The organism is Pseudanabaena mucicola FACHB-723 (assembly GCF_014696385.1).
GTDB lineage: Bacteria > Cyanobacteriota > Cyanobacteriia > Pseudanabaenales > Pseudanabaenaceae > Pseudanabaena.
On the sequence record NZ_JACJQB010000008.1, the window covers coordinates 68,013 to 83,875 of the forward strand.

Genomic DNA, 15,863 nt, shown 5'->3' on the forward strand with positions numbered 1-15,863 from the left:
GTAGTGTAAGCGAAGCGAGCGCTACAGTCTCTTGATTCTTAAAATTGTCGCTGCAAAATCGTGGGGGAAATTACCCGAAAAGGATCTGTGCCAAGGGATTTTGGCTCGATCCGCCATTTTTCCTGCTGTACACTATATTCAGCAATAGTCTGAGCGCGGCGATTGTGTAGCAATACCCCAAAATTATTCTTCTGCGCTTCAGTACCCAATTGAAACAAAAAACTAAATCTCTGCAAATAATCTGATGCTGTCCATCGGTTAAGATTTAGCGTGACAATTGCTTGTCTAGTCTCAGCATTAATAACAATATTTTCTACCCATCCTTCGGGTAATCGTTGCGACTTCCACCATAAGCTTGGCTGTACTGGCGTTTGGGGAATAGTAACAATCTCTTCTGATGTTGCGGGATTAGCAATTAAGAAAGTTGCGATCGCACTTACAAATAATCCCGTGCATATCCCTGTGTTCAGAGACAATGAAGCCTGATTAATTGCTAACTTGTCCGCCATATGCTGCCTCAGAGATTTGTGATAACTTTTTAGGTTGTCTACTATTGTCTACTATTATAACTAAGTAGCTAGGCGCAATTAAATATAAAACTCTAAAACCTGTGGCGCACGCGCAGCGTGCGCCACAGGTTTTAGCTCAAGCTACTTAGCAACCCCAAAATTTTAGTTAGGAGCAAATTCATGCCAGTTGTGGCAGTGATTGACTATGACATGGGTAATCTGCACTCAGCCTGCAAAGGTTTAGAGATCGCAGGTGCAACCCCATTAGTCACCAATGATCCGCAAAAATTAGCCGCCGCCGATGCGCTCGTTTTACCGGGGGTTGGTTCTTTTGATCCTGCGATGCAAAAATTACGAGCCAACCGACTAGAGCAACCGATTCATGATGCGATTGCATCGGGCAAACCATTCTTAGGAATTTGCTTGGGTATGCAAATTCTATTTGATAGTAGTGAAGAGGGGCAGGAAACAGGGCTAGGTATCATCAAGGGGCAAGTCAAACGATTTCGTCCTGAGCAAAATTTGACAATCCCGCATATGGGTTGGAATCAGTTGCAGCTCAATCAGCCCGATTGTCAATTGTGGCAAGATTTAGGTAGTAACCCTTGGATGTATTTTGTGCATTCCTATTACACTGCGCCTGTTGACTGTGCTGTTACTGCTGCCAGCACTACCCACGGTAGTCAAACGGTCACTGTTGCGATCGCAAAAGATAATGTGATGGCGGTACAATTTCACCCTGAAAAATCATCCATGGACGGGATACATTTACTAGCAAATTTCGTCAGAATGATCAGTGCGTAGCATAATAGTAGAATCTTGTGAGATGTATGAAGATCCAAATGATCAAAAAACTCGGTATTGTTTCTTGTTTGGCTGCGGCTTGTGCAGTTGTGTCGCCATCAATAGTTCGCGCTCAAGGTAATGCAGGATTTATTCTATTTGGTGGGGTAAGAGACAGTGCGCTAGACTATTGCCTCGATAATGGTACAAGTGGTCGTCGCGATCGGTATTACCTAGAGGTCAAACCCCAAAGCTTCAAAGTATCGGAAGTAATTGTCACCTATCCTAGCCATTTTACAGGCGGATTTGATACTGAAGACATTAAGCTACGCATCTCTGATCAATGCCGTGGTGGTAAAGATTTGGAAATTGAATCAGTAACTTGGGATCGAGAAAGTCGTCGCGTTACCATCATTCCTAAAGAAGCAATTCCTTCCAAAACCCCCATTAGAATTGTGATGTCAAATGTGCGTAACCCTGACTACAGCGGTTTCTATCAAATGGATGGACGAGTTCTACGGGCAGATGTGCCTGTGCCTGTTTATATTGGCTCATGGGTAATTACCCTCGACTAAGAATATTTCCTCAATATAAAGGCTCGCTAAGCGAGCCTTTATATTGAAAATTGAAATAGGTTTTAACTTTGCCATCTTTAGCACTGACGATTTTTGACAATGAATATTCTTATTAGTAATGATGATGGCATTTATGCGCCGGGGGTGAGGGCGCTAGCGGAAGCGCTGAGTGATACTGAGCATCAAATTACAGTGGTTTGTCCAGACCGTGAGCGCTCGGCTACAGGTCACGCTCTGACCTTGCAAGAGCCACTACGGGTTGATCAAATTACGGGTATTTATCCTGAAGGAATTACGGCTTGGGCTTGTTCGGGAACTCCTTCAGACACGGTAAAGTTAGCATTGGATGCGTTATTAGATACTCGTCCTGATCTGGTGCTATCAGGTATTAATCGAGGTGCTAATTTAGGCACTGATGTTTTATATTCGGGGACAGTTTCCGCCGCTATGGAGGGAGTTCTTGAAGATGTGCCAAGCATTGCCTTTAGTTTGACGAGCTTTACGCACCTCGACTTTAGTGCGGCGGCAAATTTTGCAAAAAAAATGGTCACTGCGATCGCAATTAATCCCCTTACAGAACCAATTTTATTAAATGTAAATATCCCTGCAATTCCAGAGGCAGATATTTGTGGTGCAGTGGTGACAAGACTAGGTATTCGCCGCTATCGGGATCTATTTGAAAAACGGATCGATCCTCGCGGCAAAACTTACTATTGGTTATCGGGTGTAGTGGTTGAGGAAGAAGCGGAGGCGGATACAGATATCCAAGCGATTAGAGATAATTACGTCACGATTACACCGCTCAAATATGATTTGACCTTGGCGACGGCTATGCCATTTTTACAAGCATGGACAGACAAGCTCAATAATTAAAATACCGCCCGCTTTGCGGACGGTATTTTAATTATTGAGATCGCATTTGCGCTAATTCAGAACGTAAAGTGGCTAGCTGCTGTGTAAGTTCTTGAATCTCATCACGCATACTCGCTTTGACCTTTTGATCAGCCTTAGTTGATGTATTTACATCATCCTCAACGGTTTTCGCAGTGGTGGTGACAGTGGTTAAGCCTGTGGACTCAGAAGATTTACTTGCTGTGCCATTTACCTGCTGCGCGATAAAATTATCTACATAGCTGCGTGCTTCGGCTTCCACGCTAACACCTTTATTAGCAAGCTCTTGGGTAACTTCATCAAGATTGCGCCCGATCAGTCTCAAGTTTTCTTCGCGTTTGATGGGATCTTGGATTACCTCAAGTAATGATGATGTTGCCCCTAGTGTGACGTAGTAGCCTTTTTGAGCAAGCTTTCCTAAGTCGATGGTATCCATAAAACTCCTGCGAATGTGTAGTTTTGTAATATATTCTAGCCGATCTACTCTTTGGAAAACTTTTGCGTAAGAATTTGAAGCGATTGAGCTTAAGGTTTTGACTGTAATACCCAACACCATGAATGCGTTAGAAGAACAAGTTATTTTAGTAGATGTCTGCGATCGCAAAATTGGGATTGCCGAAAAATTACAAGCCCATCGTGATGGACTGTTACATCGTGCCTTTTCTATTTTTGTGCTGAACTCACAGGGACAGCTTTTATTGCAGAAACGGGCCGCACACAAATATCATTCAGGAGGACTCTGGACAAATACTTGCTGTAGCCATCCTCGTCCCGACGAATTAGTTTTAGATGCTGCCCATCGCCGTTTGCAAGAAGAAATGGGCTTTGACTGTGAGTTGCAAGAACTGTTTAGCTTTGTTTATCAAGCCAAGCTCGATAATGAACTAACGGAATATGAGTTTGATCATGTGTTGGTCGGTTATTGCGATCGCAATCCATTGCTTAATCCCGAAGAAGCGGAAGACTGGCAATGGATAGATTTAAAAACCTTGCAAGTTGATATTCAACAACATCCCCAAAACTATACCTATTGGTTGCGCGATTGCTGCGATCGCTTTATTGCTGAACTAAGATAAAGAGAAACAACCCGCAGGGTTGTTTCTCTTTATTTTTATTGTGATGGAGAAAAATATGGAAACTTATTCAGAAGAACAGGTTGATCAAATTCTTCGCTATGCTCTTGCCAAGAGAACTAATGGGCAAAATTTGACGAAACAGCAAATCTATGAAATTGCTTCAGACATGGGTATTAGTGAGGTTGATTTTTTGGCGGCAGTGCAGCAGTGGCAATCCACCCAAAGTGTCCGTCAAGAGCAGGTAGAGTTCGATAAATACAAAAAAAAATCATTCAACTCTAATTTACTAAAATACACGATTGTTAATTCGTTTTTAGTGGCGTTAAATCTATCCACCTCGGGCAAAATTGGCTGGGCAATCTATCCATTATTGTTTTGGGGATTAGGTGTGGCGCTAGATGCTTGGAGTACCTATCAAAAGGAAAGTGATGAATATGAGAAGCAATTCCGAAAATGGCAACGCAAACAAAAACGAGAGCAACTTACGGCTCAAATCACAGGTAAATTGACCAATAGTATTGAAGAATGGTTGAAATAATATCAAAAATAAAAATGGCTACACCATTTTTATTTTTGAAAATCCTGACTGGATTTCTATGGGCGCTTTAGGGTTACCGCAAAAGTACTTCCTTTTCCCACCTGACTGATCACATGAATACTACCTTCCATTTGTTGGACTAAATCATTAGCAATCGCCAGCCCCAGACCAGTTCCCGATATGTTTCCATCTGCTTGTCTACCGCGAAAATTACGCTCAAATAGTCTGGGAATATCCGCATCGGGAATACCTACCCCTGTATCCTGAATATAGATGTCAACACTATCAAGTTTTACATCTGCTCCTAACAAAACATATCCCTTCTCAGGTGTGTATTTAAGAGCGTTTTCTACCAAGTTCCCAATCACTTCTCTCAGTCCAGATTCATTTCCTAAAACAGGCGGTAATTGGGGAGGGATATTGGAGAGAAATTGAATATTGCGCTCTAGAGCAATGGCACTAGCAAAATTTGCGATCGCATCCAAAATATTACTTAAATCCACTAGCCCCAGATCTAAACTTGCCGCAGGTAATAAAGCTTTTTCAGGTTCAGCTTGAGATAGTAGTAGTGGTGCAGGGTGATCGGCTTCGCTAAGTAAATCTTGAATATGTTGAGCCTCGCGCAAAATGCCCGTTACAAACTTGTAATTAGGATCTCCAGTCACAATTCGTCTGGCGAGTAGTTGTGCAAAAGTCCGAATTGCCGTGAGGGGATTACGAAGCTGATGTAGCAATGAAGCTAAAAAATTGCTTTGTTGTTCATAGTTGCGTCGTTGATTAGCCTCCAACCATTGATTCCGCCGATCCAACGCACAGGCAATCGCTAACGTATTGGCAATTTGTTTAATTTGCAACTGTTCATATTCAAACCAATCCCGATCATCTCGTCCCGTCATCAAAAAACCAAGAATCGCCTCTTCATAGATCAATGGCAAAACAAACCGCCGTTGCCTGACGAGTCCGCCATTACCCATAGATAGCATTGGCAGCGTGTCAGAGGCAAAAGCTTCAGGCAAAGCCATAACTCCATCTTCAGGAAAAATCGCGACTTCTATCAAATTCGACGGCATCCCTTCCGCTACATTTTCGGTAATGTAAATAGCACTAGCAACCGCACCCAAGCTATGGGTCAGCAACATAATTTGCGATCGGGCTAAGGCTATAAGATCGGGGCTGGCGGAGAGCATGAATAACGGAATAGGGAATTAGAAATTGATAATGTCTAATTTTTAGTATATAGCGATCACTGCTTGGCTTCTATTTCATTACTTTTTCTCAAAATCTTGATGATGTTCTGGACTATAGCTGTCGCCACTATTGTTAAGACATAAAACCCAAAAAGTGAGTGGCGGCGCGAAGTGCCGCCACTCACTTTTTGGGTTTTGATTTGTCCTGAGGCAAAGGACTACAGCTATATTTCAATAACCGCGATCGCAATGAACGTTTGTAGGGTGCGAGTCAGTTAAACTAAAGGAAGTTATTTTATGAAAATAAGTATATATGCGGCTAAGTGAAGTTACCCATCCTAACCAATTGCACGGTCTAACGATCTCGCAATTGGAAGCGATCGCCAAGGAAATTCGGCAAAAACATTTAGAAACCATTGCTGCTACAGGTGGTCATTTAGGCCCTGGGCTAGGCGTAGTGGAATTGACACTTGCTTTATACCAAACCCTTGATTTAGATCGCGATAAGGTCGTTTGGGACGTAGGGCATCAGGCTTATCCTCACAAGTTGATCACAGGGCGCTACAAAAATTTCCATACTTTACGTCAAAAGGATGGGATTGCAGGTTATCTCAATCGTCGTGAAAGTGAATTCGACCATTTTGGTGCTGGACACGCATCAACTAGCATTTCTGCTGCTCTTGGTATGGCGATCGCCCGTGATTTGCAAGGTGAAAATTATAAAACTGTAGCAATTATTGGTGATGGTTCATTGACGGGCGGAATGGCTCTCGAAGCAATTAACCATGCAGGACATCTTCCCAAAACTAATTTATTGGTTGTCCTTAATGACAATGAAATGTCGATTTCAGCCAATGTGGGCGCGATTCCTCGCTATTTGAACAAAATGCGCCTCAGTCCACCGATGAAATTTATCACTAACAACCTAGAGGGACAAATCCGCAATATTCCCTTTGTTGGCGAACAAATCAGTCCTGAAATCGAGCGAATCAAAGACAATCTCAAGATTGTGACGATGGTACAAAATAAGGTGGGTGCTGTTTTTGAAGAACTCGGCTTCACGTACATTGGCCCCGTCGATGGTCACAATCTCAAGGAATTGATTGACACTTTTAAAATGGCGCATACGCTAACTGGCCCCGTCATGGTTCACGTTAGTACCACGAAGGGTAAGGGCTATAGCTATGCTGAAGCTGATCGCGTTGGCTACCATGCTCAAAACTCCTTTGATCTCGCTACAGGCAAGGCGAAACCCTCCACCTCTAGTAAGCCCAAACCTCCCAGCTATTCCAAAGTTTTTGCGGATACGCTGATCAAACTTGCCGAACATGACAAACGCATCGTCGCGATTACGGCGGCAATGTCCACAGGTACAGGACTAGATAAATTTCAAGCGGCATTGCCCAATCAATTTGTCGATGTTGGTATTGCCGAACAGCACGCCCTCACCCTTGCCGCAGGTATGGCTTGTGAAGGAATGCGCCCCGTTGCGGCTATTTATTCCACTTTCCTGCAACGTGGTTTTGACCAAATCATCCATGATATCTGTATCCAAGATTTACCTGTGTTCCTCTGTCTAGATCGTGCAGGTATAGTTGGTGCTGATGGCCCTACCCACCAAGGTATGTATGATATCGCCTATCTGCGCTGTATTCCCAATATGGTGCTGATGGCTCCTAAGGACGAAGCGGAAATGCAGAATATGATTGTTACTGGCTTGACTCACGCTGGTCCCATTGCCATGCGTTATCCTCGTGGTAATGGTGTGGGTGCACCATTACAGGATGAAGATATAGAGCCATTACCAATCGGTAAAGCCGAAGTATTACGTGAAGGTAATGATGTGTTGCTCTTGGCATACGGCTCTATGGTGTACCCTTCGCTACAGGTTGCAGAACTTCTCAATGAGCATGGCGTTAGTGCCACTGTCGTTAATGCAAGGTTTGCAAAACCCTTAGATACTGAGCTGATTGTTCCCCTTGCCCAAAAAATTGGCAAAGTAGTTACAGTCGAGGAAGGTTGCTTGATGGGTGGTTTTGGTAGTGCGGTTCTCGAAGCTTTAAGTGATGAAAGTGTTATGGTTCCTGTTTGTAGAATTGGAGTTCCTGACATGCTTGTTGAACATGCTTCACCTGAGCAGTCTTTCAATGCTCTGGGTTTATCCAGTGGGCAGATTTGCGATCGCATTCTGAATCAGTTTGCTTTTAGCAAACAAACTGCGGTTAGTAACTAAATAAAAAAGGCGGCGTAACACGCCGCCTTTTTTATTTAGGAATTGTTTAAGACGAAGGAACAGACCTAAAATCAAATCTTCTTAAAATTCTTATTAAAATTCTTAAATAATCAATCTCAACTTGATTGACTTTGAACCAAACTGCGATCGCATTAATTGCTAAACAAGTAATACCCAAGAACATCAAAATAAATGTGGGAGCCATGACCACGCCCACCACAAACCAGCTAATCACGTGGGAAATCATCAGCAATGCATAGATCGTGGCAATAGTGCTGATTGTAAAAACTTGGAGGGATGATCTTCTTAAGAGCGTAAATAATATTGTTTGTGAAGTGGCGATTAGGTTTGCAGGTACGAGGAATGCACAGATTGCTAGGCAATGCGATCGCGAAAAATCACCTAGCGAGTTTCCCAAACAATGCAAGTCAAACATTCAATTAATCCTTATCAACTTCTTAATCATGGATTGACAAATCCATGGTTACGATTCCTCTCAAGCTATCATAATCACAGCATTTCCTGAGTATTTGTTACTAATCTCAATACAGGTAAAAACGAAACCTCAAGCCCTGTGGCGCACATGCAGCGTGCGCCACAGGGCTTAAGATTTCGGATAAGCTACTTATGAGTTCTTTGCTCTAAAGATGCCAAAAACTGAAGTATAACCGTGCAGAAATGTTGTGCCTCCAACAGGCCCAATTTCCCCAGAGCAGAAAAAGCCTCCCAATGGTATTAGCCCTAAGTGCTTTTGCAATAGACTCGAATCAAAGTTGGGATGGTTGTAAAGCCTCTCGCCACGTCCCATACAGGAAAACATTAAGGCTGCTGAAGGCGATACATTCGGAGCCTCTAAGCTCATCTGATTAGTGTAGTTAACTAAGGCTTCTTCCAGATCTGTGGCTGAAGCTTTACCATCACGCAAATGTAATTGAATTCTCTGTCCAGGACGCATCCGATCGCCAACGGCAATCGCCCCAGAACGAGGATCAACACCAATGATATTACGGATTAAAAAATCACCCTGCGACGGATCTGCCTTAAATTCATTCATCACCACCCCAATGAATAGTGAATGCTGGGCAAGTTCGCGATCGCTAGGGCTAAGGTCACTCACCGTATCTTGCAATAAACTTAGGGGAGCTTTGCCCTCCAGACCCAAAATCAAATTGCGTTCACATTCAGAAACTTGTAGAACTTTACCAATTGGGCGACATCCTTGGGCAACCACAGGATCAATTGTGATGTCTCCCCAAAGCGCTGCACCTAGTAGCCCTGTACGGTAAAGCTTATATTCTCCTTCTTGATGGAAGCAAAATAATGCATTAGCACCCATGCCACCACTGCTTGCCAATCCACCCACCTTCACCGCATTGGGGTAGGCAAAATCTAGTCCCTGAATTAAGTCGTTAATCGGAAAGGAGAATGGATCGCCAACTAAAACAAAGTTAGGTGCGCTGGATGGGTCAACTTTAGTAATTTCTTCCCAACGATCAGGAGGACTATCAAGATCTGGCAACTGATCGTCATCAAGGTGAAATATCTTGACTTCAGCGTTAGGTAGGTGTCCGATTAAAAGTGCGATCGCAGGCTTATCTTCAAACTCTTGCCCATTGCCAACAATACCGCCACCAGAGCAACCAATTAATTTCTTGATTGGCAATTTATCTGCTAGCAGAGGTAATAGGCGCGGATAGTCGCTGGCGAAGGCAGTAGACACAAATAAAAAACCCAGATCAAGCGATTTGTCACCCAACAGTGAAAACACTTGCTGTGATATATCTTGTATCGCAGCTTCTAAAGATATTTTCGTCGAGAGACTAGTAACCCACTTCATATACCTAGCCACAGATCAAGTTCACTTCCGCACATTTCTTTAATAAATAATTTGCAAAGCTTTCGGATAAACCCCAATCTTGAATTCTGATGATTCTAAAGATCCAAGATATTTGAGCTTATTATTTAAGCATAGTATTTAAGCTTACCCTGCAAAGACTTAATTCCGACATTTTTTATGGGTTGATTACGGTCAAAATTTACCAAAACTGTCTTTTAAGTAGCTCAGGATAGTTAAAAAACAAAAACAAATCTTGAGTTACTCGCTTAGCGAGCGACTCAATCTGCTGAATGAGCTATTTATCGGCACTAGTTTTTACAAATTTGGGCATTCAAAACTTGGTGAGACGCTGAAAGCACAGTAAAATAATTTCGGTAACTGCCCAAGGGATAGGTTGCCAAGTTTAAGTTATATATAGTTTACAAACTTTACAAATACGTTACCGATACATTTATTAAAGACAAGTTAACGGAGAAAACAACATGCAAGATGCAATTACCAGCCTGATCGGAGCTTATGATGCAACTGGTAAATACTTTGATCGCGATGCATTGGATACCCTCAAATCCTATTTTGCTACGGGGAACGCTCGCCTAGCTGCCTCTTCTGCCATTACTGCAAATGCAGCGTCGATTGTACGTAAAGCTGGCTCACAATTATTTGAAGAAGTGCCAGACTTGATCCGTCCAGGTGGCAATGCCTATACAACGCGCCGTTTTGCAGCTTGCTTGCGTGACATGGACTACTACCTCCGTTATGCCTCCTATGCTCTAGTTGCTGGTAATAACGATGTGCTTGATGAGAGAGTATTGCAAGGTTTGCGTGATACTTACAACTCCTTAGGCGTACCCATTGGTCCAACCGTACAGGGTATTCAGATTATGAAGCAATTGGTATTTGAACTGGTTGGTGACTCTGCGGATTGGCTAGCTGCACCCTTTGACTATATGAGCCGCGAACTTAGCGAAAAAAATATTTAAAAGTAATTTCTCCCCCTGTAGTGGATGAAATTATTTTTGCGATCGCAAGATCAAAAAAATGTCAAAAAGGGGCGTGCCAAGCACACCTCTTTTTTTTGATTAATTTAAGTCTTCAAAATGATTTAAGATTGTTCATAGTCGAACAAGCTCGATTTTGTCTAGGAGAGATTTTATATATGGCTTTAGTACCAATGCGTTTGCTGCTCGATCACGCAGCTGAAAACGGATACGGCATTCCTGCATTTAACGTCAACAACATGGAGCAGATCCAGTCGATTATGCAGGCTGCTAATGAAACCAACAGCCCCGTAATTTTGCAAGCCTCTCGTGGCGCACGCAACTACGCAGGCGAAAATTTCCTACGTCACTTAATTTTGGCTGCTGCGGAAACCTATCCTCATCTCCCCATCGTGATGCACCAAGATCACGGTAATGCTCCTTCAACTTGCTTCTCGGCAATCCAAAATGGCTTTACTAGCGTCATGATGGATGGCTCCCTAGAAGCTGATGCTAAGACCCCTGCGAGCTATGAGTACAACGTGGAAGTTACTTCTAAGGTTGTCGAAGTTGCTCATGCTTTCGGCGCAAGCGTTGAAGGTGAACTAGGTTGCTTAGGTTCTCTCGAAACTGGTAAGGGCGAAGCTGAAGACGGTCATGGTTTTGAAGGTGCTTTAGATCATTCTCAACTCTTAACAGATCCTGACGAAGCTGCTGACTTTGTTGAGCGCACTCAAGTAGACGCTCTAGCCGTTGCGATCGGTACTAGCCACGGTGCTTACAAATTTACTCGCAAGCCTACTGGCGAAATCCTTGCCATCAGCCGCATCGAAGAAATTCATAACCGCTTACCTAACACTCACCTTGTCATGCATGGCTCTTCTTCAGTTCCTGAAGATTTGCTTGCGATGATCAACGAGTTTGGTGGCGCAATTCCTGAAACCTATGGTGTACCTGTTGAAGAAATTCAAAAGGGCATCAAGTGTGGTGTTCGTAAGGTCAATATTGACACCGACTGCCGCTTGGCAATCACTGCTGCGGTGCGTGAAGCTTTGGCTAAAGCTCCTAAGGAATTCGATCCTCGTCATTTCTTGAAGCCATCGATCAAATACATGCAAAAGGTATGTGCTGACCGCTACATTCAATTTGAAGCTGCTGGTCAAGCTAGCAAAATCAAGCAAGTTAGTATCTATGATTTTGTTGGTAAGTATGCTAAGGGCGAATTGAAGCAAGTTAGCCGTGCTGCTGTTAAGGCTTAGTTGTTAATTATTCTTTAACTGCTTATAAATAAAATAGAGGGAGTGCAATGCGCCCCCTCTATTTTTTATCAACACAATTACTTGGCATGGAAAAAAAGCGAATTTTATTTGTAAGTTACACGGCAGTCTTAGGAGGGGGTGAGCTTTGCTTAATCGATTTTGCCCATGCCTATCGTGATACAAGTGAGGTGGTGTTGCTGACCGATGGTGCGCTTAAACAGCGTCTTGAACAGGAGGGAGTAAAGGTTGAGGTTTTGCAATCGTCACGGTCATTGGCTGAGGTTAAAGTATCGAGTGGGCTAGCATCACTCAAATCCCTTGGAGAGTTATGGCGACTGGCCAAGCAAATTGCCAAAAAAAGTCAGAATTTTGATTTGATTCATGCCAACAATCAAAAGGGGTTTGTGGTATCTGCGATCGCAAGATTTATGGGTGGCGCACCTGTAGTTTGGCATCTGCACGATATTTTGACTGCTGATATCTTTAGCAAAACTAATCGGCGGATTGCGGTGACCTTAGCAAATTGGTGTGCGACTAGGGTGATTGTTAATTCTCAAGCTACTGCCGATGCGTTTATTGCTGCGGGAGGCAATATGAAGCTATTACGCACAGTCTATAACGGCTTTGCTAGCGAAAAGTTTGATTGCATTGAAGATAATCAATCGAGTCTGCGGGAGCAAATAGATATCCCCCGTGATTGTCGATTAGTGGGAATGTTTAGTCGATTGTCCTATTGGAAAGGTCAGCATATTTTACTAGAGGCTGTCAGTCAGCTTCCTGACGTACATGTGTTATTGGTGGGGGATGCTCTATTTGGTGAAGCTGAGTATACTGAAAAGCTAAAAAATATGGCAAATCAACCAAGCTTGCAGGGGCGCATCCATTGGCTCGGTTTCCGTCAAGATATTCCCGACCTTATGAAAGCTTGTGATGCGATTGTCCATTGTTCGACATCGCCTGAGCCCTTTGGCAGAGTGATCGTCGAGGCTCAGCTGGCTAAAAGAATTGCGATCGCAACTATTGGTGGTGGCACTAGTGAAATTGTTGATAACGGGATTACGGGTTTTTTAATTCCTCCCAATGATTCCGAAAAACTTGCAGAAGTAATCCAAAAAACTTTTAATGAGCCTCTCGTCACCAAAAAAATTGTTGAAACTGCCTATCATCAAGCTCAAAGTAAGTTTTCAATCCCTTCGGTTTGTCAAGCCTTTGAAATGGCGATCGCAGGAATCTAATAGCCCTAGTTTCATAAAAGTCATTAAATAATGACAAGTTACCTGCTCCCTTTATTGAATAGGACAACTGAAGTTGTAAGGTTATTAGGATATTTCAAGATTAGTTGAGGCGTTAAATGCTAACAGATAGCGATCGCGTTCAGGTTTTAAGCGAAGCATTGCCTTATATGCAGCAATTTGCAGGGCGAACTGTCGTAGTTAAATACGGTGGGGCGGCAATGAAAGAAGAAAGTTTGCGACAGGACGTGATTCGCGATGTCGTCACCATGTCATTTATGGGACTACGTCCTGTGCTGGTCCACGGTGGCGGGCCAGAAATTAATACATGGTTAGCCAAACTCAATATTGAACCTCAATTTATTAACGGCTTGCGCGTCACCGACGCTGCCACTATGGAAGTTGTGGAAATGGTGTTAGTCGGTCGCGTCAATAAACAAATCGTCGAGATGATTAATCTTGCTGGTGGCTCAGCAGTTGGTTTATGCGGCAAAGATGGTAACTTGATTCGCGCTCGCCCTCAAGGTAATGATGCGATCGGTTTTGTGGGCGAAGTTAGTGGTATCAATATCGGTTTATTATCTACACTCCTTGAAGCTGGGCATATTCCTGTCGTATCCAGTGTTGCTACCGACGAAACGGGGCAGTCTTATAACATCAATGCCGATACTGTTGCTGGTGAACTAGCGGCAGCCTTAGGTGCTGAGAAGTTAATTCTACTCACTGACATTGCTGGTATTTTGCATGATTACAAAGACCCTAGCACTCTATATCGCAGCCTGACGATTGGTAAAGCTAGAGATTTAATTCGTGACAATGTTGTTAGCGGTGGGATGATTCCCAAGGTGCAATGTTGTGTGCGATCGCTAGCACAAGGCGTAAAAGCCGCTCATATTGTCGATGGTCGTGTTCCCCATTCACTGCTTCTAGAGATTTTTACCAATAGCGGCGTTGGTTCAATGATTGTCGCCTCAGAAACTGCCCTCTAATACCAAATAAAGAAATGGCGTAGCCATTGCTTTATTTTCAAACCCATATTTTTTTAGTTTCAATTCACAAATAAAAAGCGGCAGAAGTGATAAACACTTCTGCCGCTTTTTATTATCTATCTAGAGCAGTTTCTAGAATGAGAAGGTGGTGCGAATTACACCAACAGTTGCTGTGCCATTAGCACTTGCACTGTTTTGGTTGAACACAAAGAATACACCAGGGGTGATGGTGATATTCTTGGAAACACGGAAGCGGTAAAGAGCTTCGAGGTGATAAGGGGTATTACCAATATTTAACGCATTTAGATCTTGACCTACACCACCAAGAGTCAAATTGGTTGGTGTTAGCGGCTGACCAAAAATAACAGCGGCTAGATCACCATCGCTGAACAAATCTTTGCCAGAGAGAGCAGCTGCCCAGCTAGTAAGGGTTGAAGATGTATTAACGTTAGCCCCGTTAGCAAAAGTCCAAGAACCCCAAGTATTAAAGGTAAACTTCTTGGTGATGTCCCAAATTAAGCTACCTACAACTGTATCAGTCTTCAGACCAATACCAGCAGGAATCCCAACGCTATTATTATCCAAGTTCAGACCAGAGCCAAGGATTGAGGTAGCAGTGCTAGTTGTGTAAGCATTAGCATAGCCAACACCCAAAGTTAAAGCATCAGCAGGCTTGAACACAAACTGAGCTGCAATCTTAGTGTCTCCATTAGTTACACCACCAGCACCAGTTGCAAGACCAGCATTAGAAGCGCTGTAAGCAGCTTGGAAGTTTACCTTGTCAGAAAGCTTCCAGTCAAAACCAGCAACGGCTGGGTTCCCACTAGATGCAATACGAATCAATGGGCTGAATCGACCAAAGCGAGAGATTGTGCCTTGGCTATCGCTTTCAAGAGGGTTAAGAGGGTTGATAATGTCTTCTACAGCACCAATGGGAGCAACATAGGCTGTGAAAGCATCACCAACTGGGAATCTGTAATACAGACGATTGAGTTCAAATAGGTTCGTATTAGCGGCTGAAACGCCATCATAGGAAAGGCGAGTGCTGTTACTGCCAGCGAGGTTAGTAAAGCTGTTTGAATTGCTAGCTTGCAAGCGGGTTCTCAGCAAGTCCTTACCAGTGAAGCTGGTGTCTAGGTTGAGACGAGCGCGATAGTTGAAAACAAGGTTGGTTCTATCAACAGTTGCTCCAGCAGGAGGGGTAACAATACCATCAGAACCAGCAGCTAGACCAAAGATTGCTTCGCCGCGTAGCTTAGTAGTGGTGGAGAATTGTTGAGCTTCGAGTTTTGCAACCTTCGCATCAAGGGCATCAACACGACCACGAAGGGTAGCTAGTTCGGCAGCAAACTCTTCTTGAAGCTTTTGCAAAGTAGCGAGGTCTTCTTGGGATACCTTGTCAGCAAGCCCAGCAGAGATGATTTCATTGATTTTGTCTAAGCAAGCATTCAAGCCGGCAGCAAATTCGTAGCGGCTGGTGGCTTGGTTGCCACGGAAGGTGCTGTCAGGATAACCAGCGATACAACCGTAACGCTCTACCAAAGACTGCAAAGCAGTGAAAGCCCAATCAGTAGGACGAACATCGCTGAGTTGAGATACGGAAGTTACATTTTGAGCAACAGCAGAACGAGACAAGCTGTTGGTTGTGCCTACGGAGCGGATTACTTCAGAATCTTGAGAAGCTTGAGCATTTGCAGCACCACTAATCAGTGCAGATGCGGCAACAGCCGCAGAGATAGCTACGCTGTAGCTTTTTTTAGAAAAATTAGACATTGAT

At 43.5% G+C, this 15,863-nt stretch carries 16 protein-coding genes; 10 read left to right on the plus strand and 6 right to left on the minus strand.

Going from position 1 to position 15,863, the window contains the following annotated elements; all coding sequences use genetic code 11:
- Positions 1 to 38 precede the first annotated feature (38 nt).
- Positions 39 to 509, minus strand: coding sequence for a hypothetical protein (locus H6F41_RS06420; RefSeq protein ID WP_190402648.1), 471 nt, complete (start codon positions 507 to 509; stop codon positions 39 to 41).
- Positions 510 to 689: 180 nt separating this feature from the next.
- Between H6F41_RS06420 and hisH the strand changes: the two genes are divergently transcribed.
- The 3 genes from hisH to surE all read left to right on the plus strand — a co-directional run bounded on the left by hisH (position 690) and on the right by surE (position 2,740).
- A complete protein-coding gene (hisH, locus tag H6F41_RS06425) occupies positions 690 to 1,313 on the plus strand; it encodes an imidazole glycerol phosphate synthase subunit HisH (RefSeq protein WP_190402649.1) in 624 nt (207 codons plus the stop codon).
- A 26-nt stretch (positions 1,314 to 1,339) separates the two neighbouring features.
- Positions 1,340 to 1,867, plus strand: a complete 528-nt coding sequence (locus tag H6F41_RS06430; RefSeq protein WP_190402650.1) for a DUF2808 domain-containing protein — start codon at positions 1,340 to 1,342, stop codon at positions 1,865 to 1,867.
- 99 nt (positions 1,868 to 1,966) lie between these two features.
- Positions 1,967 to 2,740, plus strand: coding sequence for a 5'/3'-nucleotidase SurE (gene surE, locus H6F41_RS06435; protein WP_190402651.1), 774 nt, complete (start codon positions 1,967 to 1,969; stop codon positions 2,738 to 2,740).
- Positions 2,741 to 2,771: 31 nt separating this feature from the next.
- On the opposite strand, the gene H6F41_RS06440 is transcribed toward surE, so the two are convergent.
- Complete coding sequence (locus H6F41_RS06440) at positions 2,772 to 3,194, minus strand: hypothetical protein (protein ID WP_190402652.1); 423 nt, start codon at positions 3,192 to 3,194, stop codon at positions 2,772 to 2,774.
- 118 nt (positions 3,195 to 3,312) lie between these two features.
- On the opposite strand from H6F41_RS06440, the gene idi reads away from it, so the two are divergent.
- Both idi and H6F41_RS06450 read left to right on the plus strand, forming a co-directional pair.
- Positions 3,313 to 3,834, plus strand: coding sequence for an isopentenyl-diphosphate Delta-isomerase (idi, locus tag H6F41_RS06445; protein ID WP_190402695.1), 522 nt, complete (start codon positions 3,313 to 3,315; stop codon positions 3,832 to 3,834).
- Between the two features lie 55 nt (positions 3,835 to 3,889).
- The gene (locus tag H6F41_RS06450; protein ID WP_242022947.1) at positions 3,890 to 4,372 is read left to right on the plus strand and encodes a 2TM domain-containing protein; all 483 of its coding nucleotides are present in this window, start codon (positions 3,890 to 3,892) and stop codon (positions 4,370 to 4,372) included.
- Positions 4,373 to 4,428: 56 nt separating this feature from the next.
- Here H6F41_RS06450 and H6F41_RS06455 read toward each other — a convergent pair whose 3' ends face one another.
- Positions 4,429 to 5,559, minus strand: a complete 1,131-nt coding sequence (locus H6F41_RS06455) for a sensor histidine kinase (RefSeq protein WP_190402653.1) — start codon at positions 5,557 to 5,559, stop codon at positions 4,429 to 4,431.
- Between the two features lie 313 nt (positions 5,560 to 5,872).
- Between H6F41_RS06455 and dxs the strand changes: the two genes are divergently transcribed.
- A complete protein-coding gene (gene dxs / locus H6F41_RS06460; RefSeq protein ID WP_190402654.1) occupies positions 5,873 to 7,792 on the plus strand; it encodes a 1-deoxy-D-xylulose-5-phosphate synthase in 1,920 nt (639 codons plus the stop codon).
- A 46-nt stretch (positions 7,793 to 7,838) separates the two neighbouring features.
- Here dxs and H6F41_RS06465 read toward each other — a convergent pair whose 3' ends face one another.
- Both H6F41_RS06465 and H6F41_RS06470 read right to left on the minus strand, forming a co-directional pair.
- A complete protein-coding gene (locus H6F41_RS06465; RefSeq protein WP_199288685.1) occupies positions 7,839 to 8,228 on the minus strand; it encodes a hypothetical protein in 390 nt (129 codons plus the stop codon).
- Positions 8,229 to 8,417: 189 nt separating this feature from the next.
- Complete coding sequence (locus H6F41_RS06470) at positions 8,418 to 9,629, minus strand: FIST signal transduction protein (protein ID WP_190402655.1); 1,212 nt, start codon at positions 9,627 to 9,629, stop codon at positions 8,418 to 8,420.
- Positions 9,630 to 10,111: 482 nt separating this feature from the next.
- Between H6F41_RS06470 and apcB the strand changes: the two genes are divergently transcribed.
- The 4 genes from apcB to argB all read left to right on the plus strand — a co-directional run bounded on the left by apcB (position 10,112) and on the right by argB (position 14,086).
- Positions 10,112 to 10,609, plus strand: a complete 498-nt coding sequence (gene apcB, locus H6F41_RS06475) for an allophycocyanin subunit beta (protein WP_190402656.1) — start codon at positions 10,112 to 10,114, stop codon at positions 10,607 to 10,609.
- A gap of 176 nt (positions 10,610 to 10,785) precedes the next feature.
- On the plus strand, positions 10,786 to 11,865 hold the full coding sequence (fba, locus tag H6F41_RS06480; RefSeq protein ID WP_190402657.1) for a class II fructose-bisphosphate aldolase: 1,080 nt from the start codon (positions 10,786 to 10,788) through the stop codon (positions 11,863 to 11,865).
- Positions 11,866 to 11,951: 86 nt separating this feature from the next.
- Entirely contained in the window at positions 11,952 to 13,100 is a 1,149-nt protein-coding gene (locus H6F41_RS06485; protein ID WP_190402658.1) for a glycosyltransferase family 4 protein, read from the plus strand.
- A 116-nt stretch (positions 13,101 to 13,216) separates the two neighbouring features.
- Entirely contained in the window at positions 13,217 to 14,086 is an 870-nt protein-coding gene (gene argB, locus H6F41_RS06490; protein WP_190402659.1) for an acetylglutamate kinase, read from the plus strand.
- Between the two features lie 132 nt (positions 14,087 to 14,218).
- On the opposite strand, the gene H6F41_RS06495 is transcribed toward argB, so the two are convergent.
- On the minus strand, positions 14,219 to 15,859 hold the full coding sequence (locus H6F41_RS06495) for an iron uptake porin (protein WP_190402660.1): 1,641 nt from the start codon (positions 15,857 to 15,859) through the stop codon (positions 14,219 to 14,221).
- Between the last annotated feature and the right edge of the window lie 4 nt (positions 15,860 to 15,863).